Annotated in this window: 18 protein-coding genes; 8 read left to right on the top strand and 10 right to left on the bottom strand. The window is 60.7% G+C overall.

Features of this window, described 5'->3' with window-relative positions:
- The first annotated feature begins 24 nt into the window (after positions 1-24).
- On the top strand, positions 25-1,143 hold the full coding sequence (locus tag ACEN8R_RS14610) for a dihydrolipoamide acetyltransferase family protein (RefSeq protein ID WP_495624160.1): 1,119 nt from the start codon (positions 25-27) through the stop codon (positions 1,141-1,143).
- 10 nt (positions 1,144-1,153) lie between these two features.
- Positions 1,154-1,432: an acyl carrier protein gene (locus ACEN8R_RS14605; protein WP_495624159.1), complete on the top strand. Its 279-nt coding sequence runs from the start codon at positions 1,154-1,156 to the stop codon at positions 1,430-1,432.
- Between the two features lie 14 nt (positions 1,433-1,446).
- Here the strand turns inward: ACEN8R_RS14605 and ACEN8R_RS14600 are convergent, their stop codons facing one another.
- Genes ACEN8R_RS14600 through ACEN8R_RS14590 form a run of 3 tightly spaced genes read right to left on the bottom strand, consistent with a single transcriptional unit; the run spans position 1,447 to position 5,902 of the window.
- Entirely contained in the window at positions 1,447-3,825 is a 2,379-nt protein-coding gene (locus ACEN8R_RS14600; RefSeq protein WP_495624158.1) for an exo-beta-N-acetylmuramidase NamZ domain-containing protein, read from the bottom strand.
- On the bottom strand, positions 3,777-5,048 hold the full coding sequence (locus ACEN8R_RS14595) for a putative glycoside hydrolase (RefSeq protein WP_018928198.1): 1,272 nt from the start codon (positions 5,046-5,048) through the stop codon (positions 3,777-3,779). Before ACEN8R_RS14595 ends, ACEN8R_RS14600 begins: the two co-directional genes overlap by 49 nt.
- Complete coding sequence (locus ACEN8R_RS14590) at positions 5,045-5,902, bottom strand: polysaccharide deacetylase family protein (protein ID WP_018928197.1); 858 nt, start codon at positions 5,900-5,902, stop codon at positions 5,045-5,047. The genes ACEN8R_RS14595 and ACEN8R_RS14590 overlap by 4 nt, the downstream gene beginning before the upstream one ends.
- Positions 5,903-6,122: 220 nt before the next feature.
- Here ACEN8R_RS14590 and ACEN8R_RS14585 point away from each other — a divergent pair, with 220 nt between their 5' ends.
- Both ACEN8R_RS14585 and ACEN8R_RS14580 read left to right on the top strand, forming a co-directional pair.
- Complete coding sequence (locus ACEN8R_RS14585) at positions 6,123-6,683, top strand: nitroreductase family protein (RefSeq protein ID WP_028939730.1); 561 nt, start codon at positions 6,123-6,125, stop codon at positions 6,681-6,683.
- Positions 6,684-6,841: 158 nt separating this feature from the next.
- Positions 6,842-7,429, top strand: coding sequence for a Spy/CpxP family protein refolding chaperone (locus ACEN8R_RS14580; RefSeq protein ID WP_018928195.1), 588 nt, complete (start codon positions 6,842-6,844; stop codon positions 7,427-7,429).
- 35 nt (positions 7,430-7,464) lie between these two features.
- On the opposite strand, the gene ACEN8R_RS14575 is transcribed toward ACEN8R_RS14580, so the two are convergent.
- Positions 7,465-8,031, bottom strand: a complete 567-nt coding sequence (locus ACEN8R_RS14575; protein WP_018928194.1) for a phosphoribosyltransferase family protein — start codon at positions 8,029-8,031, stop codon at positions 7,465-7,467.
- Positions 8,032-8,320: 289 nt separating this feature from the next.
- On the opposite strand from ACEN8R_RS14575, the gene ACEN8R_RS14570 reads away from it, so the two are divergent.
- On the top strand, positions 8,321-9,025 hold the full coding sequence (locus ACEN8R_RS14570; RefSeq protein WP_032834042.1) for a phosphoribosyltransferase: 705 nt from the start codon (positions 8,321-8,323) through the stop codon (positions 9,023-9,025).
- Positions 9,018-9,668, top strand: a complete 651-nt coding sequence (locus tag ACEN8R_RS14565; RefSeq protein ID WP_018928192.1) for a dienelactone hydrolase family protein — start codon at positions 9,018-9,020, stop codon at positions 9,666-9,668. The genes ACEN8R_RS14570 and ACEN8R_RS14565 overlap by 8 nt, the downstream gene beginning before the upstream one ends.
- A 34-nt stretch (positions 9,669-9,702) precedes the next feature.
- Here the strand turns inward: ACEN8R_RS14565 and ACEN8R_RS14560 are convergent, their stop codons facing one another.
- Positions 9,703-11,070 carry an erythromycin esterase family protein gene (locus ACEN8R_RS14560; protein ID WP_018928191.1) on the bottom strand — a complete coding sequence of 456 codons (1,368 nt, stop codon included), beginning with the start codon at positions 11,068-11,070 and terminating at the stop codon, positions 9,703-9,705.
- 291 nt (positions 11,071-11,361) lie between these two features.
- Between ACEN8R_RS14560 and polX the strand changes: the two genes are divergently transcribed.
- Entirely contained in the window at positions 11,362-13,146 is a 1,785-nt protein-coding gene (gene polX, locus ACEN8R_RS14555) for a DNA polymerase/3'-5' exonuclease PolX (RefSeq protein ID WP_495624157.1), read from the top strand.
- 97 nt (positions 13,147-13,243) lie between these two features.
- Here the strand turns inward: polX and ACEN8R_RS14550 are convergent, their stop codons facing one another.
- Together ACEN8R_RS14550 and arcD are read right to left on the bottom strand one after the other, a co-directional pair.
- Positions 13,244-13,786 (bottom strand): Hsp20/alpha crystallin family protein, encoded by a 543-nt coding sequence (locus tag ACEN8R_RS14550; protein WP_018928189.1) that lies wholly within the window; start codon positions 13,784-13,786, stop codon positions 13,244-13,246.
- A gap of 85 nt (positions 13,787-13,871) precedes the next feature.
- On the bottom strand, positions 13,872-15,365 hold the full coding sequence (gene arcD, locus ACEN8R_RS14545) for an arginine-ornithine antiporter (RefSeq protein WP_018928188.1): 1,494 nt from the start codon (positions 15,363-15,365) through the stop codon (positions 13,872-13,874).
- 292 nt (positions 15,366-15,657) lie between these two features.
- Here arcD and ACEN8R_RS14540 point away from each other — a divergent pair, with 292 nt between their 5' ends.
- On the top strand, positions 15,658-17,940 hold the full coding sequence (locus ACEN8R_RS14540; protein WP_495624156.1) for a heavy metal translocating P-type ATPase: 2,283 nt from the start codon (positions 15,658-15,660) through the stop codon (positions 17,938-17,940).
- A 14-nt stretch (positions 17,941-17,954) separates the two neighbouring features.
- Here ACEN8R_RS14540 and fnr read toward each other — a convergent pair whose 3' ends face one another.
- From fnr to ACEN8R_RS14525, 3 genes are all read right to left on the bottom strand, one after another.
- Entirely contained in the window at positions 17,955-18,701 is a 747-nt protein-coding gene (gene fnr / locus ACEN8R_RS14535) for a fumarate/nitrate reduction transcriptional regulator Fnr (RefSeq protein WP_018928186.1), read from the bottom strand.
- 162 nt (positions 18,702-18,863) lie between these two features.
- On the bottom strand, positions 18,864-19,511 hold the full coding sequence (locus ACEN8R_RS14530; RefSeq protein WP_018928185.1) for a BON domain-containing protein: 648 nt from the start codon (positions 19,509-19,511) through the stop codon (positions 18,864-18,866).
- 50 nt (positions 19,512-19,561) lie between these two features.
- Complete coding sequence (locus ACEN8R_RS14525; RefSeq protein WP_018928184.1) at positions 19,562-20,482, bottom strand: universal stress protein; 921 nt, start codon at positions 20,480-20,482, stop codon at positions 19,562-19,564.
- Between the last annotated feature and the right edge of the window lie 18 nt (positions 20,483-20,500).

Genomic DNA, 20,500 nt, shown 5'->3' with positions numbered 1-20,500 from the left:
GGTATCGGGCCAGGAGGGGCAACCATGATCGAATTCAAATTGCCGTCGCTGGGAGCTGATATGGATGAAGGCACGTTGCTGGAATGGAAAGTCCATCCCGGTGATGCGGTCAAGCGTGGTCAGGTGATTGCCGTCGTCGATACGGCCAAGGCGGCTATCGATGTGGAGTGCTGGCACGATGGCACGGTGTTGCAACTGCTGATCGATGTCGGCGCCAAGGTGCCTGTCGGTACCGTCATCGCGCAGTTGCTGGAACCGGGTGAAAGTCCGCAGAGCGCGCGACGGACAGCGACGCCCGCGCCTGTGCCGCGTGAGGTGGAAAACCTTTCTGCGCAGCGGCCGAAGATTTCCCCCGCAGCGCGCAAGCGCGCGGCCGAACTGGGGCTCGATGCCAGTCAGTTGCAGGGTCATGGTCCACACGGCGTGGTGACCCTGGAAGATGTCGAAGCAGCCGCCCGTGTGGCGCCGGAACCTGACCGCAACCAGGCCATGCGTCGCACGATCGCGGCGGCGATGAGTCGTTCGAAACGCGAGATTCCCCATTACTACCTGAGCGAAACCATTGCCCTGGATAAGGCCATGGCCTGGCTGCAGGCACACAACGCGCAAAGCCCATTGCCGGAGCGCCTGTTACCCGGTGTCTTGCTGCTCAAAGCGGTGGCGTTGGCCTTGCGCGACTATCCACAACTCAACGGTTCCTGGCAGGACAACGGCTTTAAACCGGCAGCCGATACAGACCTTGGCGTGGCAATCACCTTGCGCCAGGGCGGGCTGGTCGCCCCGGTCCTGCGGCATGTGGCCGACACGTCCTTGACCGATTTGATGCGTGAACTGTCCAGCCTGGTGGAGCGCGCCCGCAGCGGTTCTCTGCGCAGCTCCGAACTGGGTGGCGCCGGCATCACGGTCACCCAGCTCGGCGATCAGGGCGTAGACAGCGTACTGGGGGTGATCTACCCGCCCCAGGTTGCCCTGGTCGGTTTCGGCCGTATCGGCGAGCGGCCCTGGGTCAAAGATGGCCAGTTGTGTGTGATGCCCACCGTCGTCAGCAGCTTGTCAGCCGACCATCGGGTCAGCGATGGTCACTACGGCGCACGCTTCCTGGGGGAAGTCCGTCGTTTGTTACAAACCCCAGAGAATTTGTGAGGGTGAGCCCATGGACCCGCTATCGGTACGCAATCAGGTGTTGAACGCGTTGAAGCGCATCGCTCCTGAAGTCGACCCCGAGCAATTACCCGGTGACCGCCCGCTACGCGAGGAGGTTGATCTGGACTCCATGGATTGGCTTCGCCTCATCGAGGCCCTGAATCGGAGCCTGGGGGTGGTCATTCCTGAAATCGATTACCAACGGGTGGACACCCTGGACAAGCTCGTCGCGTATCTGATGCAAAAGGAAAAAACCGGCGGACAGGCGCCATCGATAGGTAGTCGATGACGCTGTCGGGCAGGTCAATACAGCAAGTTCTCCTGCCGTAGCCGCGCGAAGCGCGCAAGTGGCACCGCGTCGAGCGCTTGCGCCGCGTCAGGTGTCGCGCCATCGCGAATCGCCTGCCACACGCTTTGCGAGCCGATTGAATCACGGGTCGCCGCCAGGTCGAGTATATGGGGATAGAGCGTGTGCAAGGTGGCGAGCAGGGTCAGCCCCAGGCTGGCTACAGGGCGTTGCGCAGGCGTTGAGAGGCGGGTGATGCTCACACCATGACAGAGCCGACCGTGCCAGTTTGATTCGGTGGGGACGAAGTCGACCGGCTCGAAATGCGCGCCGACGTCAAACGCATTCAGTGCGTTTGCGAGCCGGGTCGCGTCGATCCACGGCGCGCCGACCCACTCGAACGGATGCGGCGTGCCACGCCCCACACTCAGATTTGCGCCTTCGAGTAAACCGATATCCGGGTACAGGTCCAGCTGGGAGAGCGTGCGCAGGTTCGGTGAGAGCGGCACCCATCCCAACCCGGTGTCGGCAAAGGTCATCGCGCGCTGGTATCCCAGCATCGGCACAACGCGCAGATCCGCACCAATGTGCTTGTTGCGATTGAATAGACGCGCCAGCTCGCCGACGGTCATGCCGGGCTGCAGCGGTGCAGGGAAATAGCCGGTAAACGATTCACGGCGACTGTCCATCACCGGGCCGCCGAAACGTTGTGCGCCGAGTGGGTCGGGCCGGTCCAGCACGAACAGCGCAATGCCTTGCGCCGCGGCGGCTTCGAGTGCGTAGCCGAGTGTCGTCTCATAGGTGAAGAAGCGCACGCCGGCGTCCTGAATATCGAAGATCAGCGCATCCAGCCCTTTGAGCGCACCGGCCGGGAAGCGCTGCGTTGCGCCGTAGAGACTGTGCACGGTGAGGCCCGTCGCCGGGTCGCGGGTGTCGCCGACTCGTTCGTCCACGTCGATGTTCAGCCCATGCTCCGGTGAGAACAATGCCGCCAGCCTGACACCTGGCGCGTGGGCGAGGACGTCGACGGTGCGTCGGCCTTTGGCGTCGAATCCGCTGCGATTGGTGATCAGGCCCACGCGCAGGCCGGCGAGCGGGGCAAACTGCTGTGCCTCAAGCACGTCAATGCCTGTCTGCACCGGGCCCGTCGAGGTGGGCAGGCGATCGGCGGCACGCAGCGCCGGCAACGCTGAGGGCAACAACCGGCCGATTTGCGCGCCGCTTGCAGGCGCCCCGCGACTGGCCATCAATGCGAGCAATTGCGCACGAAGCGGGCGCGCGTCACCGCTGTCATCGGGATACACCCGGTTGCTCAGGATGACGATGAATTGGCGGGTCACCAGATCAATCCACAGCCCCGTGCCGGTGTATCCGGTATGGCCGATGACGCCAATCGGCGGTAGACGATCATGGTTCGATACGAACGGTGCGGCCAGTTCCCAGCCGAGGCCGCGCCACGGCACGCTGTCGAGCGGTGAAACGGCGCTCGCGAGGGCGGCGATGCTCGCCGGCCGCAGAATCTGCCGGCTGCCTGCGCGCCCCTGGTTCAGCACCATCTGCGCGAAACGCGCAAGGTCGTCCGCCGTGGAAAACAGCCCGGCGTTGCCGGAGACACCGCCCATCCATTGCGCCGTCGGATCGTGTACGTGCCCCCGGAGCGTGCCGGCCTTGGTGGCGAGTGTCGGTGCGCTGCGTATCGCTCGCAGGGTATCCGGCAGAAAAACCGTATCGCGCATGCCCAGCGGCCCGAAGATGTGAGCCTGGCAATAGGCGTCGAGCGAGCTGTGGGTGATGCGTTCGACCAGCTCGCCGAGCACCACGAAATTCAGGTCACTGTAGATGACTTGGGCACCCGGCGCGTTGCGCAGCCGTTGCGCCGCGATGGCGCTCAACACACCTTTGCGGCCCGCACCGGGTGGCCGCCCAGGCAAATCTGGGCGCAGCCCGGACGTGTGTGCAAGCAGGTCACGCACCTTCACCTCCTCTTTGCCCTGCGCCCCAAAGGCCGGCCAATACCGTGCAACGGGGGCGTCCAGGTTGAGGCGGCCCGTTTCGGCCAGTTGCAGGATGGCCGTGGTCGTCGCGATGACTTTGGTCAGCGATGCCAGATCGAACTCGGTGTCCAGCGTCATCGGCTCGCGGGGGGGCGTCGTCGTGCGTTGTCCAAAGGCCTGACGATAGAACACCTTTGTGGCGTCACCGATCAGGACAACCGCCCCCGGAACGCGTCCGGCGGCGATCTGGCCCTCGACGATTTGTGCGGCTTGCAGGCGCGTCGTCGCATCGAGATCAGCGGCGCATGCGATGTGCGCCGCCATCGCCAGGCCAAGCAGCATCGCCCAGCGCTTCAGCGCTGTGGCAAATCGGCGGCCTCGTAGTGATTGCGTGGGTTCCATAACATCCATCCATCGGTGCCGGCTGCGTCGGCGGCGTGAACCTGAGCACTGATCGCGGCCGCGTCAAACGGGCGACGATCGAAGGCATAGTCACGAAAGGCCTGCAACCAGGGACGAAAGCGCACGCCCGGCAGGTGGGTGCGCTTCATCGCCTCCGCCAGGGTACGCCTGACAATCTGGCCGGGGTCGGCTGTCGGGTTGGTAAAGCCCGGCAGCCCCCATGTGAAACCGGACGGGTACAGCATTGGCGAAATGTAGTCGAGCTCCGCGCCCAGCAGTTCGATTTGCTGGCCGATCGCCGTATCGTCGAGGTTCCAGCAGACGTAGCCGAAGATGTCCGCGGAGACAAATACATTGTAGGGGGCGAGTCGTGCGCGTGCGGCCTGCAGAAAACCGATGATCGCCGCGGTCCGGTTGGCGCGGTTGTTGGGGAGGGCAAAGCGTAGCCCGCTCTTGTCGGGAAAACGCACATAGTCGAACTGGATCTCGTCGAAACCCATCTGCGCAGCCTCCTCGGCGACATCGAGATTGTGCTGCCAGACCTCGGGCGAAAACGGATCCATCCATTGCAGTTTTTCGAGATCCCGCCACGGCTGGCCGTCAGCGGTGTGCACGCTCCACTCTGGATGCGCACTGGCCAATGGATCGTCCTTGAACACCACGATGCGCGCGATCAGGTACGGGTGTTGCGCGCGTAGCTTGGCAAGCAGCGCCGGAAAGTCGCGCATCTGAGGTGCCCGTGTGGTCAAGTGGGCCGTTGCGCCGATCGCCTCGCGCGCCGCACTGCGATAGGGCGTCAGGCCACGGTCACCCTTGACGTCGATCACCAATGCATTGATCTCGGTGTTTTCAGCAAGGCTGACAGCGTTGTTGCGCAGGGTCGAACTGGTCACACCGAACACCGACAGATAGACCGCTTTGGGGCGAAACGGGGTCAGTGCGAGCGTCACGGGCGTTTCGTCGCTCACTTTGGCCTCGGTGCGCAAATACCCTGGGGCGCGGGCGGCGACACTCTCGACCGCCTCGGCCGTCTCGAACCGCCCGTTTTCGTCGGTACGCATCACGCCGGCCGAGGTCGTGATGATTGCGTCGGCGAGCGGGTTCTGCGTGCTCGAGTCGAGCACGACACCGGTGACAGCCAGTGCGCTTCGCCCGGTCAGCAGGGCCGTGACGACGAATAGCGCCGGGATCGCATAGCGCCTCAATGCGCGGATAACGGTCATCGCGGGTTCCCTGTTGTCGGCTGAGTGTCCGGTTCACCGAGCAACTGCGCGAACGCGTGTGCGCCATAGGCATCACTCATCAGAAAGCGCGGCAGGGCGAGCAGTCGCACGTGCCGGTCAGCCTTGCGCGCGTCTAGTGTGAAGGCCACTGCGTAACCCTCTTCGGAGGCGAGTGCGATCAACTCGTCGTCATAGATACCGAACGGCCACGCGAGCATGTCGACCTGCTGCGCACCGGTTTGCGACTCGATGCGTTGACGTGATTTTTGCAGTTGGGTTCGGACGAATTGCTGGAAATCCGCCGGCGTGCGGTGCCTGCGCTCGACGTTGAAATTGGGATGCCAGTACGTATGCGACTGGATGTCGAAGAGCCCGGTCTGCTTCAGGGTTCGCAACTGCTCCCAGGTCAGCGCATAGGACGCGTTGGAGATGGCCGATGGATAGATAAACAGGGTCACCGGAAAGCGTTCGCGCTGGATGACGGGCAGCAGTTTGTCGAAGACCGAACGATGCCCGTCGTCGATGGTGATCGCCACCGGCTTCGACGCTAGTGTCGCATCGGGATTGCGCAGCCAGTCGACCACTTCGCGTAGCGACACAATGTGATAACCGTGCTCGCGCAGGACGCGTAACTGAGTTTCGAAGGTGCTCATGCGCACGGTCATCGAGTCGTCCGCCGTGTCCGAGAAACGGTGGTAAACGAGGATCGTGACGCGTGGTTCGACGTTCTGTGCGGCGCTCTGTGCGGCGCCGCCCGTGCTCCAGGCCAGTGCGCAGACGCCTATCAGCATGACGCGGATCAGCAGCCGGAACGCGACACTCCCACCGATACACGCCATGATTTTCCCGCACATGTCAGCGCTCCTGCGCGAGCCAGACGCTTGCAGTGTGTATTGAGCGTTCATCGTCTATCTGATGCAGATCAATTTCGCGCAATGTGGTCCGCTCCGAGGGGGCGAGTCGTCAGACAAAACGGGAGGCCGGTTGTGCCTTGATTTGATTTAGATCAACAGCAAGCCCTCGTGGGCGGATGACTTTATAAAGGATATGACACTCTTTTGAGGTATGCCCCTCATGAACATCAATAAGGCGATCTTGGGCCGTCGCTCGACACGGGAGTACACAACAGAAGCGGTTGATGAAGACATCATTCGTCGTTTGATCAGTGCCGCTGCGCAGGCGCCCAGCGCGATGAACCAACAACCGTGGACATTTACCGTCATACGCGACCAGAGCCTGCTGGATCGGGTCTCGCGCGAAGCGAAGGCTCACCTGTTGGCGACGATACCCCCCGAGGCCCAGCCCGAGCACTTCCATACGTTGCTCGATGATGAAAACTATCAAATCTTCTACCACGCGCCGGTACTCATCCTGATTTCGGGAACCGCGCCGGGTCAGTGGGTTGTCGAAGACTGCGCACTGGCTGCCGAGAACCTGATGCTCGCGGCGTACGCTGAAGGGCTGGGGAGTTGCTGGATCGGTTTTGCCCAGGGGTTTCTCGGTACTGCGCAAGGAAAGCATGCACTTGGCCTTCCCACCGAGTGGACGCCAGTGGCACCGATCATCGTGGGTCACCCGAAATCTGCGCCCGCGCCCGTGCCCCGGAATGAACCCGTGATCCGCTGGATTGGGTGACAGCACCGTGGATAACGATTGTTGGCCGCTCCTCTTCCGGGGCAGCTCGACCGTTTATCCACTCGCCCGACGGTCTGCCTGTTTTCTGATGTGGATCAGATACGCTCCCAGGCCGACTCCTATTCTCGAATCAACCCACGGTATCGAGATGAACTGAAATGAACAGATCAAGCCTGATCGGCCAATGCATTTTGATGGCGGCAAGCGTGTTGCTGGTGCCCTCTACCAGCGTCTTCGCCAACCCGCCGACGTCTGCTGCGCAAGGTGGTATGTATCATCGTTTTCAGGATTTCGACTGGGTCAAATACACGCAACAAACCCTGGACGATCTCAAGGGCAAGCTCAATCTTAAGCCGGAGCAAATGGCTGCCTGGGACACATGGGCCACGGGGGTCATGGCGGACGCCAATCAGCATCAGGAAAAGGCCAAGGCCGAACGTGATGAAAGCGCGAGCACGAAGAGGGCGTCGACGGATGAAACGACCCCCGAAAGAATGGCCAGAGAGATAGAGCGTTTGCGCACACAAACCAAGTGGATGGAGGCGCATCTGGAGCGCATGGATGCTGCGCTGGTGCGTACCAAAACTTTCTACGGGGTATTGGATGCTGAGCAGAAAACCATTTTCGACCTGTTCTGGACGGTGGTGCATCACCGGCTCTACGGCAATGACCGTTGGCAGATGCCGATGCACATGGTCAGACCACGAATGATGGAAGGCGACCAGGACGAAAAAAGCAAACAGTAAGCGCTACTCTCTGTTCGATTACGCATGTTGCGCCGTCATCGCGCGGCGCCATGCCGCCAGACTTCAATACAAAACTCCCTTTCGTAAGGGGGCACGTTGCATTCGACGATGTCAGTGGCGGCCACTTGCAGATGCACGCCGACGATATCGGCATGGATCGGCTGCTGGCAGACGTGCCGGTCGACCAATACGGCCGTGTAGACCCGACGAGCACCGAGTTGCGCCAGATACGCGCAGGTACGCAGGAGCGAATGGCCTTCAAACAGCACATCGTCGACAACGAGCAGGGTGGTGCTGGCAAGGTCCAGCTCGCCCAGCTGCGGGTTTTCGGTCAGTTCGGTGTGGGCATGCAGCACTTTGAGGTCATCGGCATAGCGCTTGACCTTCAAGGGGTAGAGCGGCAGTCCTGGCTGGCCGGTCTGATGTGACAGATGCTGCTGTAAACGCTGCGCCAGAGGTTCGCCGCGGCGCTGGATGCCAATCAGTGCCGTTTGAGTGGGCGGCAACAGTGCCGCGGCCTGGCGCGCCATTGCCTGCAACACCGAATCGAGTTCATCGCTGTCGTACAAGCGCAATCGCGGGCTCGCAAATAAGGTCGGCATGACAGTCTCCCATAGCGCGCCGCTGCGGGGCGGCGCTGTCCACTATTGGCAACGTAATCCATTGGGCCCCAGCCTGATTGATATTGATCAACAACGGCGAAATGAAATGCCCGGTCCCTTGCGCGGACAGGGTTGGCCTTGCGCGCGAGCTTGATAAAAATCAACGACAAGGAGACTCCAGCGGAGGATTTTTAATAAAAACTGATGCTTGATCCCGCAAGGACGTGGAGAGGTCAAGGCTGTGTGATACGAACCGACAGGTGTGCTCGCCTGGGGAGGTTTTCAAGTGATTTATAGTCCCTCAACGCAAACCCTCCTGCGTGACCGGGTTGATGCCGGTCGAAGGCTGGTGGAGCCGCTGCTCAAATACGCTCATCGACCCGATGTCATCGTTCTCGCCTTGCCCCGTGGCGGCGTGCCGGTGGCCTATGAAATTGCCACGGCCCTGGAGGTTCGCCTGGACCTGATGCTGGTCCGCAAGCTCGGGGTGCCATTCCATCAGGAGTTCGCCATGGGCGCGATTGCCAGTGGCGGTATCCAGATCGTCAATGACGATACGCTGCGGGCGAACCGCATCGATCAGCGCACGCTCGATAACGTGGTGGCACGGGAAACCCAGGAGCTGTTGCGTCGTGAGCGCCTGTACCGGGGCTCGCGTGCCCCCTTGGCGCTCAAGGATCAGGTGGTGATTCTGGTCGACGATGGCCTGGCGACCGGGGCCTCGATGATGGCGGCGGTCCAGGCGGCGCGCCTGCAAGCGCCGTCGCGGATTGTCGTCGCCGTGCCGGTGGCGCCACCGGAGACGGTAGAGGCGCTGTTTAGCGAAGTCGATGAGGTGATCTGCCCGCTCACCCCCGAGTGGCTGATGTCGATCGGCAATTGGTATTTGAATTTTTCCCAGACCTCGGACGAAGAAGTCATCGATCTTTTGCATCGGGCCTGGCGCAGAGAATCCGGCACGAGTGCTTCCGGTCAGGAGAACTCCGATGTTTGAGCTTCGCTATCGAAAGCTGGACCTGGGGAACGTGGAGCTGTCTGCCGACTTGCGTCTGCCGGTGCACGCTGGCGGCCTGGTGGTGTTCGTTCATGGCAGCGGCAGTGGTCGTTCAAGCCCGCGTAATCAACAGGTTGCGCTGTCGCTGGCTGAGCGGGGGTTGGGCACGTTGCTGTTCGATCTGCTCACGGAGCCAGAGCAATACCTGGACAACCAGACCCGGGAATTGCGTTTCAATATTGCGCTGCTGTCCAACCGACTGGTGAAGGTGATCGACTGGATTGGTCGGGACGCCGAACTGCAACCGCTACCGATCGGATTGTTCGGCGCAAGCACCGGTGCTGCGGCGGCACTGTTGGCAGCGGCCGAGCGGGCGGACGTGGTGCATGCGGTGGTGAGCCGGGGAGGGCGGACCGATCTGGCGGGTGAGGCGCTGTCCCGAGTGAAGGCGCCGACCTTGCAGATTGTCGGTGAGCTGGATCCGGTAGTGCTCAACCTCAATGTGCAAAGCAGTCGCGCCCTGCAGTGCGAGCAGCGTCTGGAAGTGGTCGCGGGCGCGACACATCTTTTTGAAGAAGCAGGAGCCCTCGAAGAAGTCGCCAGACTGGCCGGCGACTGGTTCGAGCAGTATTTGCGACGGTAGTCATCCCAGGCAGACGACCACCGTCCGATGCCTGTCATATGCCGAATGGAAAGGTTTCGTCTTCCGGTTCCAGCGCCTGGCTTTTTGGCAGGGGCAACGCGGTTACCGGTTGCGTCTGTTCAATCCAGACCATGGCGTCGAATTGTTCGGTCAACACTGACTCGAAGTAATGGCTGAAGCGTTCGCTCGCGGGTCGATAGATCACACCGATGGCCCGTTCCAGCAGCGGTTTGGACAGGGCCCGGCGCAGCTCTTTTCGCTGTGGATCCCGCCAGTCGGTCAATGAAGCCGGGACGCCGGCGTCGAGGAACTTACGCTCCCAACTGTCTGGCCGGGACGGCCGGATGTCCTTGATGAGCATCTCGCAATCCCAGTCGTCGGCCGCGGCCACCTGGCCACGGTCGGTGCTCATGCCGATCAGAACCACATCGCGCCCGTAGGCATTGCGGCACAGTTGACCGATATTGAACTGACCTTTCCAGCCCATCTCGGTCGCGGCCGCATTGCCGATATGGGAGTTGTGCGCCCACACCACGGCCTTGGCTTGCGGACCGCGGTGTTCGAGCAACACACGTAACGTGTCGAACATGTGCCTGTCACGCAGGTTCCAGGAGGCCGTCGAACCTCGATATATCGCTCGGTAATATTGTTCCGCCGCCAGGATGACCCGGGCGTTCTGGGTCGCATCGAAGAACGCTTCATCGTCCTTGATATCCCCGGCCAGTTGCTCGGCCAGCATGGCATTGAGCTGTTCGACCACCGCATGCTCGCAGGGCATTATGCCGTCGCGTTCGACGAAGTGGCCGTACAGCGCAGGATCATCCTGCCACGGGGTCAAACAGCCATAGCGACGCCGTGCTTCGTGTGCCAGTTGCGGGTCGACACGGTCCAGATAGCTCAGCACCTCATGGATGGAATTGCGCAAACTGTAAACGTCCAGACCGCGAAACTCGACGCGCTGTTCAGGTGCGTGTTGGTGGTTGTATTGATGCAGCCAATGGGTGAACGCTCTCACATCGGTGTTGCGCCACATCCAGGTCGGGAACCGGCTGAAAATGTGCCGCGTCCACGCCGAGCGCGCCAACCCTCTGACATAACGGTCTACATGGCCCGCGTCCGGCCAGTCTGCTTCAACGGCCACGATATTGAATCCGTGTTGCTCGATCAGCCGTTGGGTAATCGCCGCCCGGGTCCGATAGAAGTCACTGGTGCCATGGCTGGCTTCACCGATCATCACCACGCGCGCATCGGCGAAGCGGTCGAACATTTCGCCAAAGGCCGGTGAACTCAGTTCCGGCAGGGGTTCGGCGTATTGGCGCAAGAGCGGGACGATGGAGGCCTCGTCAATGTGGGTATGCGTGCCATACAGCTGGTTCAGCATGTTCTGGGAAGGTGTGTTCATGAACGTCATCCCCATAAGGGTGGATTGCCCGACGTGCGATGCGGCGCGGCATCACGTCGACTGTCAGGGCAGGGCTCGCACGGGGTTGTTTTCGATCCATTCGACGTCGCGGGCCTGTACCGCCTCTTCAATCATTCCTACGCCTGAATGCAGTCGAGCATTTGAGTTTTATCAATAGTCGGTGCACGAAGTGGCCGATGAGTGTTCGGTTGCTGTCTGACCTATATCAATGCCGGGAAGGCTGGATCGGTAATGCTGATTTCATGAAGCCTGTGCGATGGGAGTCACGCCATGAAGCACACCGCCATACCTTTGCAGGCACCTTTGGCGGTCTTGTCGCCCCCGACCAGCGGCAGTCAGGTGGTCGACAACGATCATATCGCTGCGGTTTTTGATGAAATCGCTGACCTGCTGGACATCGAGGACGCCAATCCCTTCCGGATCCGGGCTTACCGCAATGCAGCACGGACCCTGAGGGCGCTGACCTTTGATGTGGCGAAAACCCTCGCTCGTGGCGAGCCGCTACCCAAACTGACCGGGATCGGGGTTGATCTTGCCGGCAAGATCAATGAAATCGTGACCACCGGTGATTGCTCGCTACGCCAACGCTTGCGTTCGACATTGCCACCCGGGCTGGTCGGGCTGCTTTCCATTGCCGGGTTGGGACCCAGGCGCGTCAAAAACCTTTATCACGACCTGGGTATCGAAACTGCGCAGCAGCTCTGTCTGGCCGCTCAACAGGGTCGCATTCGCCATTTGCCCGGCTTCGGTGAGCGGATGGAAGCGCGGCTGTTGAGTGCCGCGCAGAAGGGGATCGGAAAGGATCGCCGTTTGCCGTTGGCTTTGGTTGAGCCGATGGCGCGCAGACTGACCGAATACCTGCAGCAGATGCCGGGAGTCGAGCAAGCAACCACTGCCGGAAGCCTGCGACGCATGCGCGACACCGTCGGCGACATCGATATTCTGGTGGCGGCAGCGCCTTCGGTGGATGTCACCACGCAGTTCATCAGCCATCCGGACATTTCCACCGTACTGGTCAAGGGGCACACGCGTGCAAGCGTCATGCTGAACTCAGGCATGCAAGTGGATGTGCGTGTCGTCGAGCCGGCGGTGTATGGCGCTGCACTGGTGTATTTCACCGGTAGCAAGGCTCATAACATCGCGATTCGTCAGAGGGCTCAGAAGCTGGGGCTCAAGCTCAATGAATATGGCGTGTTCCGGGCCAAAAATCGCCTGGCCAGCACCACCGAGGTTTCGGTCTATCAGGCATTGGGCTTGCCGTGGATCACGCCGGAACTGCGCGAAGACCGTGGCGAAGTCGCTGCGGCATTGGCCGGCCATTTGCCTGGGCTGATTGAGTTGACCGACCTCAAAGGCGACCTTCATGCGCATACCCGCGCTTCGGATGGAGGCAACAGCCTGGAAGAGATGGCGCTGGCGGCCCGGGAGGCCGGGCTGGAATACCTGGCGATCACCGACCATTCACAGTCCCTCAGGGTGGCCCATGGGCTGGGAGTCGAGCAATTGTTGAAACAGATCGACCAAATCGATGCGCTTAACAGTCGCTTGCAGGGCATGACGTTGCTCAAGGGTATCGAGGTGGACATTCTCGAAGACGGCCACCTGGATTTACCCGACGATATCCTGGGACGCCTGGATCTGGTGGTGGGCGCCGTCCACAGTCATTTCGGCCTGACGCTGCGTCAACAGACCCAACGCCTTCTCAGGGCCATGGACCATCGCTACTTCACCATCCTGGCCCACCCCCTGTGTCGCCTGATCAATGAACGCGACCCGCTGAACCTGGACCTGCCGGCAATCATCAAGGCTGCCGCTCAGCGTGGTTGCTGCCTGGAACTCAACGCGCAACCGCAACGCATGGATCTGTTCGACCTGCAGTGCCAGTACGCCAAGGATGAAGGTGTGCTGATCAGCGTCAATTCGGATGCACACCGCACTGCTGATTTCGCCAACTTGCGTTATGGCGTCGCTCAGGCACGCCGTGGCTGGCTGGAAAAACACAACGTGATCAATACCCGCTCGCTGACCGAGCTCAAGGCATTGGTTGGTCGATAAGAGCCCCACAACGTTCAGGAGATGAAGGGCGAGGTTGTCTGGTACCCATAAAAAACCCCTTGTCGGTTTCCCGACAAGGGGCAGGTCTGCCCGGGACTCAGTTGCCTTTGATCTGCACGACCTTGTCAGCCTTCAGGGCTTCAGGCTTTTTCGGCAGCGAGATGCTCAGTACGCCTTTGCTGTAACTGGCTTCGATCTTATCGGCATCCACCTCTTTGGGCAGGTTGAACATCCGTTCGAAGGAGCCATAGCTACGTTCGCTGAGATAGTAGCCTTTCTTTTTTTCTTCCTTCGCTTCTTGCTTTTCCCCTTTGATGATCAGGCTGCCATTGGACAGTTTGATCTCGATGTCCTTCTGATCCATGCCGGGAAGCTCGGCAGTGATTTCGAAGCTTTTATCTTTCTCGACGATGTCTACCGCAGGCATGCTCTGACCGATCAACTCCCGGTCCCACAGGGGGGCGACATCGAACAGTCCACGGTTGAACAGCGACAACCCCGAGCCAAGACTGAAGTCTTCGAACAGATGGTCGACCTGTTGCCGAAGCTTTTCGAAGGGGCGCATCAGTTCAGCTGTCTTTGGGCGCAGAGCGGTTTTCGCTTCGGTATGAACGGGTACTTTCTTCACGGAGTTGCTCATTTTCTTTTCTCCTCTTGGCGAATAAGGTGAGCCGCGAGCATTGGTTTTGGCCCACCACGACAAAACAACAACCCGGCACTCGCCCTTACAAGGCCAGTGTTCCGGACCACAACATCCAGCCGGCGATGGCTGCCGCCACCCAGATAATGATCAACAGTCCCGTCTCGGGGCCGTTGAGCGCTTGTCCCTGACGAGCCTTCAGGGTGCCCAGGTAAATCAACGAGCCAGGGGCGTAGAGCAAAGCGCTGAGCAACATGTATTTAGGCCCGGCGGCATACAGCAACCACAGGCAATACAGCGTGGCGACCGAGGCAATGGCCATGTCACGCAGTTGCAGGCCACGGTGACCGGCGTAGGTCTGGCCCTGCCAGGTCAGTTTCAATGCGTACAAACCGCTGAACAGGTACGGCAGCAGAATCATCGAAGTGGCCAGGGAAATCAGGGTCAGGTAAGTGGCGCTCGAGTACAGCGTCAGCAGCAGGAACAGCTGTATGCAGCCGTTGGTGATCCACAGCGCATTGGCGGGCACGCCACGGGTGCTCTCCATGGCGAGCGTACCCGGCATGACCTTTTCCTTGGCCGGGGTGAATATCGATTCGGCTGCCAGCAGCGTCCAGGCGAGCAGGGCGCCACCGACTGAAATGATCAAGCCGATGCTGATCAGCATCGCGCCCCACGGCCCGACAACTGCCTCAAGTACGCCCGCCATCGAAGGGTTTTTCAGGGTCGCCAGCTCCGGTTGTCCGAGAATGCCCAGCGACAACAGGGACACCGCAATCAGCAGCAACAAGGTAATGACGAAACCGATAACGGTGGCACGGCCGACATTGACGCGTTCTGCCGCTCGGGCGGAAAACACGTTGGCACCCTCGATCCCGATGAACACCCAGACGGTCACCAGCATGGTGCTTTTGACCTGATCCAGCGTGCTGCCCAGTGCGGGAGAGCCCCAGAAGTCGACCATGAAGGTTTTACGCTGGAAGGCCGCGATCACCAGCCCGATAAACAGCAGCAAGGGCACGACTTTGGCCAGTGTGGTCAGGGCGTTGGCTTTGGCCGCGGTGCGCATGCCCCGCAGGATCATCCAGTGCAATGACCAGAGCACCACGGACGCCCCGACAATCGCCGCTTTGTTGTTGCCTTCGCCAAACAGCGGGAAGAAAAAACTCAGCGCGGAAAACAGAATCACCATGTAACTGACGTTGCCGACCCAGGCGCTGATCCAATAGCCCCAGGCGGAGTTGAAGCCGAGGAACTCACCGCCCAACGCCCGGGCATAGGCAAACACGCCGTTGTCCAGGGTCGGCTGACGGCTGGACAAGGTTTGATAGACCAGTGCCAGCGACAGCATGCCGACGCCGGTGATCAGCCAGCCAATCAGGATGGCACCGGCACCCGCACTGGCGGCCATGTTTTGCGGCAGGCTGAAAATGCCGCTGCCGATCATCGAGCCGATCACCAGAGCCGTCAGCAGGCTCAGGGACAGGCGTTTAGGCTCCAGTTGTCGCCAACTGCCGGCCAGGGGTTGGGGGGCAGTCGGCGGGAGAATCGGTTGCGTGCCGTGCAGATGAGTCGCCATGTCAGGCCTCCACGAAACGAAAGAATGAGCGCTGACCGCAGATACGACGGTGTGAACGCTGACTCTAAATGTCTACGTGAACGGCCCCTGGCTGTTTGATTTAAATCAGAAAGAAAGCACACAGCGATTTTGTCCCGCAGCGGCCATTGCGCTAACGCCTGGTGAGGCTTCAATTGATAGCGCGCAGCGAACATGCCGGGCATTCCAGACCTAAGCTCTACCCATGACGGCGATGAGCCGCAGGCATTTGTACAACGAGGGCTGCGCAGCGTTTCTTGAGGAACCCACATCGATGTTCAGTAAGTGGCTGGACCCGGTTTTATTGCTGCTCACCACCCTGACCCTGCTGGCCGGGGGCATTGCGCAGGTTGCTCACAAGTCTGACTGGGCCTCGATTTGCTGGGCCGCGGGCAGTCTGGTGATGGCCCTGGTGCTGCTCGTCGAGATTGTCAGGCGCCTGGCCCGGCGCGAAGCGGGTGTGGACCTTATCGCTCTGCTGTCGATTGCCGCCGCGTTGTTTTTTCAGCAGACGCTGGTGGCGGCGGTGATTGCCTTGATGCTGGCGTCGGGGCGCATCCTGGAGTTCTTCACCCAACAACGCGCCGAACGCGAACTGCGTGCGCTGGTCGACCGGGCGCCACGCGTTGCCTGGCTGCAGGAGAACGGCAATTTACGGCAGATTCCGGTCGAGCAGATCCAGCCGCATCAGACGCTGCTTGTGCGCCTGGGGGAAGTGGTACCGGTCGATGGCCGTTTACTCAGCCCCACGGCGATTCTCGACGAGTCGGCACTCACCGGCGAGTCATTGCCGGTCACCCGCCTGGAAGGAGAGCTACTGCCCAGCGGGGTGACCAATGTCGGTACGCCAATGCTGCTGACAGCCACTCGAACCGCAGCGCAGAGCACCTACGCCGGGGTCGTGCGCCTGGCTGAAGCCGCACGGCGATCGCGCGCGCCTTTTGTGCGTTTGGCCGACCGTTACGCGTTGTTCTTCATACCGCTGACATTGCTGATTGCCGGCATCGCCTGGTACCTGAGTGGCGACTCTTTGCGCGCGCTGGCAGTTATGGTGGTGGCCACGCCTTGCCCGTTGATCCTGGCTGTACCGATTTCGATCATGTCAGGTATTTCCAGGGCAGCGCGGCGCGGGATCCTGATCAAGGACGGCGTCACCCTGGAAGCGCTGGCCGAGGTCAAGCAAGTGTTTCTCGACAAGACCGGCACGTTGACCAGCGGCCACGCCCGTTTGCAGTCGATCGAGACCAACGGAGCGCTCGATCCGCAGCGTCTGCTGGGTCTCGCCGCTTCGCTGGCACAGGCCTCGACGCACCCCATCTCCCAAGCCATTGTCGAGGCGGCCTGTCAGCGTGGATTGCCGCTCAGCGTGCCGCAGGCGGTCGAGGAAAGTCCGGGCTCCGGTCTTTGCGGGTTGATCGATGGTCTGCGGGTGCGCTTCGGCACGTTGTCGTTTGTTCAAAATGAATCGCCGGTTGGCGACTGGGCCACCAGCATGCTGCGTCGCATGGATTACCTGGCGTGCAGCGGCAGCTTCATTGAAGTGGATGGGGCACTCGCGGGCCTGCTGATCTTCTCCGACAAGCTGCGTCGGGAAACCCCGCTGACCCTGCGCCGACTGCGCAACCGAGGCATCGAGCGGATCGTCATGCTCACGGGCGATCGCGTGGAAACCGCCGAGATGATTGCATTGTCGGCCGGGATCGACGAGTTGCGTGCCGGGTTGAGTCCTGGGGACAAGGTGCGTGCGGTACAGGATGCCTGCCAGCACGCCAGCACACTGATGGTCGGTGATGGTATTAATGATGCCCCCGCCCTGGCGGCGGCCAATGTCGGGGTGGCCATGGGGGCGAGCGGTGCCACGGCGTCCGCGCAAGCGGCGGGCGTGGTGCTGCTGGTGGATCGTCTGGACCGTCTGGTCGAGGCGCTGGACATCGCCCGTCAGACTCGCCACATCGCCCGTCAAGGCGTATTGGCCGGCATGGGCATGTCGGTGCTGGCCATGGGGGTAGCCGCCTTCGGCTACTTGCCGCCGCTGGTCGGTGCCGTGGTGCAGGAGGGCATCGACGTGGTGATCATCTTCAATGCCTTGCGTGCATTGGGGCCGTTACCGGGTTTGCGCCAACGCAAGCTGGCCGCCGAGCATATCGATCATCTGCAAGACGAACACGACCAGCTCGCTTCGGTACTCAGCGATCTGCATCAACTGGCAAGCGACTTCGCCCAGCGCCCACTCGAGCAAGCGCAGAGCGACTTGCTGGCGCTGGTAAAAAACCTGCAGGAATCACTGGCCCGCCATGAACGGGACGACGAAAAAAACCTGTATCCGCTGTTGACGCAAAGCCTGCCCGGCGAGGACCCCATGTCGGCGATGAGCCACGTCCACCGCGAGATCTTTCGCCTGATCCATTTGCTGGCGCGCATGAGCACGGATTTCAGTGCCGACCCTGCAACAGCTTCTGTCGATGAGATCCAACATCAGTTGATCCGCCTGGATACCCTCGTGCGGCTGCACTTCGACCAGGAGGAAGAGTTGTTTCGTTACCTTGATAAGCGCTGAAAAGCCGTGCAGCGTCAGTGGAGGATCGCTGAATGGCAACCGGCGACCAGCTGCTTGAGCCCGTGCATGTTCAGCACCTTGACTTCACGACCGGCTATTTCCACCAGTTCCTGTTCCCGCAGGTGGGAGATACCCCGGCAGATGGTTTCCAGGCGCAACCCCAGGTAGGAGCCTATTTCGTCGCGCCGCATCTTGAGTATGAATTGGTTCGATGAGTAGCCTCGCATGCTCAAGCGCTGCGACAGGTTCAGCAGAAAGGCGGCCAGACGCTCATCCGAGTTCATGTTGCCCAACATCATCAGCAGATCGTGATCGCGGACGATTTCACGGCTCAGAAACCTGTTCAGGTTGTGTTGCAGTGCCGGCAGCTCCCGGGCGAGTTTTTCCAGCTGAGAAAAATGGATGGGACAGACTTCACTGTCCTCCAGAGCAAATGCATTGCAGGTGTGCTCTTCGGCGCTAATGGCGTCCAGGCCGAGCATCTCGCCGGGCAACTGGAATCCGGTGACCTGCTCGCGGCCATCGAGCGACAGCACGCTGGTCTTGAATGAGCCAATACGGATCGCATACAGCAAGTGCAAGGGATCGCCTGCGCGGTAGAGGGGGGCGCCTTTCCTGACCTTGAACCGTTGCAAAATCAGCTTGTCCAGGCGCTCGAGTTCCAGTTTGTCGAGACCAAAAGGCAGGCAAAACTCTAATACACTGCAATTGGAACAGGCAGCCTTGAGGTGTTGACCCTGAAGCAGGCGGACTTCGGTCATGTCAATGGCGCCATGGGGGTTATATATAAAGCATAGGTGTTGTGCGCCAGGGCACGGATTCCGTTCGGAAGATCGCCGGAAGCAATCGACAAACGGAGAACCGTTGGCCCGTCGCAAGTGCTTGGTATCCCGGGGAATTACAGGCTCCCCGGGCCCATTGACTCAGGCAATGCGCAGATGATCATCCACTTGCCTCACCCCCGGTACTGACCAGGCGGCACGTTCGGCGATCTTACGTTCGCGCCACAAATGAACCTTGCCTTCCAGCTTCACCACATCGCCTTCGACCTTGACGTGAATTGCCTGGGCATCGACTTCGGCATTGCGCTTGAGGGCTTCTTCGATACGACGCTGGATATCGTCCACGTTCACTTGCGGACGAAGGACGAGCCGATTGTCCACACCTACCACTCCCGACAGCTTGCGCACGGCCATCTCGGCGGTTTCTTTCTGGTACTGCCAGTCCACTTCGCCTTCAAGGGTGATCCACCCTTTCTGCACAATGACCTTGATGTCCTGCTCGGGAATGTCGGAGCTCCAGGTGAGGATATTCAAGGCGCGGGAGGCAATGGCATCGTCCGCCGTGCCGGCGCCTTTCATCGGCCTGACCTGAATTTCTTCGGCCACGGCGCGTACCCCTTTTATGCTTTTTACCGCGCGTTCCGCGCTGACTTTTTGCGCGTAGCTCTTAACGTGCCCGGTGAGCGTGACGACGCCATTGTCCACGGTCACACCGATGTTGGCGGCATCGATCTCAGGCTGGAATTCAAGCTCATCCATAATGCTCTGACGCAGACTCAAGTCGTTCATGGTGATGTCCTTTGTCTGAAAGGTTGGTAGGCCAGGTGCGAAACAGCCCTCTACAGTTCCTCAGGTGAAACCACCCAGACACTGCACGGCATTTTGTACAGCAGGTGCTCCACCGTGCTGCCCACCAGTCGGCCCACGCCCCGGTGGCCGACCCGGCCCATGACAAGCACGTCGATGTCGTAGGCATCGGCGTATTGGGTAAGAACCTTGGTCGGGTTGCCCATGATCATGTGCTGTTGCTCTGGCGCAATACCATTGCGCTCGGCCAGTTCACGGAAGGCATCGGCCTGAGCATCAAACAGTGTCTTGGCTTTGCCTGGGGAAAACAGCGCTGAGCTACTGTCGAAATCGAACTCGTCCGCACTGAGGGATGAAAGATCGTGGGCGTAGATCACGTCGAGCTGGGCGTTACAGGTGCTGGCCAGTTTCGAGGCCTCGCGCAAAATCCTGTCGTTGAAATCCTTGTACTGGGTATTGCTATGGAAGGGATCGACCGCGGCGACGATTTTGCGCGGCAGCGCGTGCTTCACGTGGCTGACAAAATGCAGCGGTACCGGGCATTCGCGCAGCAAATGGATATCCAGGGGCGTGAACATGATCCGTGACAGCAGCGACTCGTATTCCAGTGCCTTGATCAGTACCGCCATCGGCTGTTCTTTGAGATGAATGAGGATTTCCTGCAAAGGTCGTTCAACCCAGATCACCTCCGTGGTGACGGGCACCCCGATTTTACGCAAGGGGCGGGCCTGTTCTTCGAGCCATTGCCGATGGCGCTCGACATACCCCAGCCGCATCTCCTCCAGCGCTTGTTCGTTGACCATGCTCGCCGTTGCCAGCCCTTGCAGGTAATCGAAGGCGACGATATGCAGGGCCGCGCCCGAGGCCTTGGCCAATGCAGCGGCGCGGTCGAACGCGGGGCTGTTTTCCATCAGGGGCGAGACGACCAGCATGAAGCGTGATTGCTCAGACATGACCAAACTCCCGTCAAT

The sequence above is a fragment of the Pseudomonas sp. Pseusp15 genome, assembly GCF_059492165.1.
Note: the sequence above shows the minus strand (reverse complement) of the source record. Positions and strands in the feature narration are given on the sequence as shown.

What these genes read in the sequence shown, in the direction of transcription:
- ACEN8R_RS14610 (WP_495624160.1), top strand. Translation starts at nt 25, where the DNA reads ATGATCGAATTCAAATTGCCGTCGCTGGGAGCTGATATGGATGAAGGC.
- polX (WP_495624157.1), top strand. Translation starts at nt 11,362, where the DNA reads ATGAAGCACACCGCCATACCTTTGCAGGCACCTTTGGCGGTCTTGTCG.
- ACEN8R_RS14605 (WP_495624159.1), top strand. Translation starts at nt 1,154, where the DNA reads ATGGACCCGCTATCGGTACGCAATCAGGTGTTGAACGCGTTGAAGCGC.
- ACEN8R_RS14550 (WP_018928189.1), bottom strand. Translation starts at nt 13,786, where the DNA reads ATGAGCAACTCCGTGAAGAAAGTACCCGTTCATACCGAAGCGAAAACC.
- arcD (WP_018928188.1), bottom strand. Translation starts at nt 15,365, where the DNA reads ATGGCGACTCATCTGCACGGCACGCAACCGATTCTCCCGCCGACTGCC.
- ACEN8R_RS14590 (WP_018928197.1), bottom strand. Translation starts at nt 5,902, where the DNA reads ATGTGCGGGAAAATCATGGCGTGTATCGGTGGGAGTGTCGCGTTCCGG.
- ACEN8R_RS14580 (WP_018928195.1), top strand. Translation starts at nt 6,842, where the DNA reads ATGAACAGATCAAGCCTGATCGGCCAATGCATTTTGATGGCGGCAAGC.
- ACEN8R_RS14565 (WP_018928192.1), top strand. Translation starts at nt 9,018, where the DNA reads ATGTTTGAGCTTCGCTATCGAAAGCTGGACCTGGGGAACGTGGAGCTG.
- fnr (WP_018928186.1), bottom strand. Translation starts at nt 18,701, where the DNA reads ATGACCGAAGTCCGCCTGCTTCAGGGTCAACACCTCAAGGCTGCCTGT.
- ACEN8R_RS14540 (WP_495624156.1), top strand. Translation starts at nt 15,658, where the DNA reads ATGTTCAGTAAGTGGCTGGACCCGGTTTTATTGCTGCTCACCACCCTG.
- ACEN8R_RS14575 (WP_018928194.1), bottom strand. Translation starts at nt 8,031, where the DNA reads ATGCCGACCTTATTTGCGAGCCCGCGATTGCGCTTGTACGACAGCGAT.
- ACEN8R_RS14560 (WP_018928191.1), bottom strand. Translation starts at nt 11,070, where the DNA reads ATGAACACACCTTCCCAGAACATGCTGAACCAGCTGTATGGCACGCAT.
- ACEN8R_RS14600 (WP_495624158.1), bottom strand. Translation starts at nt 3,825, where the DNA reads ATGGAACCCACGCAATCACTACGAGGCCGCCGATTTGCCACAGCGCTG.
- ACEN8R_RS14525 (WP_018928184.1), bottom strand. Translation starts at nt 20,482, where the DNA reads ATGTCTGAGCAATCACGCTTCATGCTGGTCGTCTCGCCCCTGATGGAA.
- ACEN8R_RS14530 (WP_018928185.1), bottom strand. Translation starts at nt 19,511, where the DNA reads ATGAACGACTTGAGTCTGCGTCAGAGCATTATGGATGAGCTTGAATTC.
- ACEN8R_RS14585 (WP_028939730.1), top strand. Translation starts at nt 6,123, where the DNA reads ATGAACATCAATAAGGCGATCTTGGGCCGTCGCTCGACACGGGAGTAC.
- ACEN8R_RS14595 (WP_018928198.1), bottom strand. Translation starts at nt 5,048, where the DNA reads ATGACCGTTATCCGCGCATTGAGGCGCTATGCGATCCCGGCGCTATTC.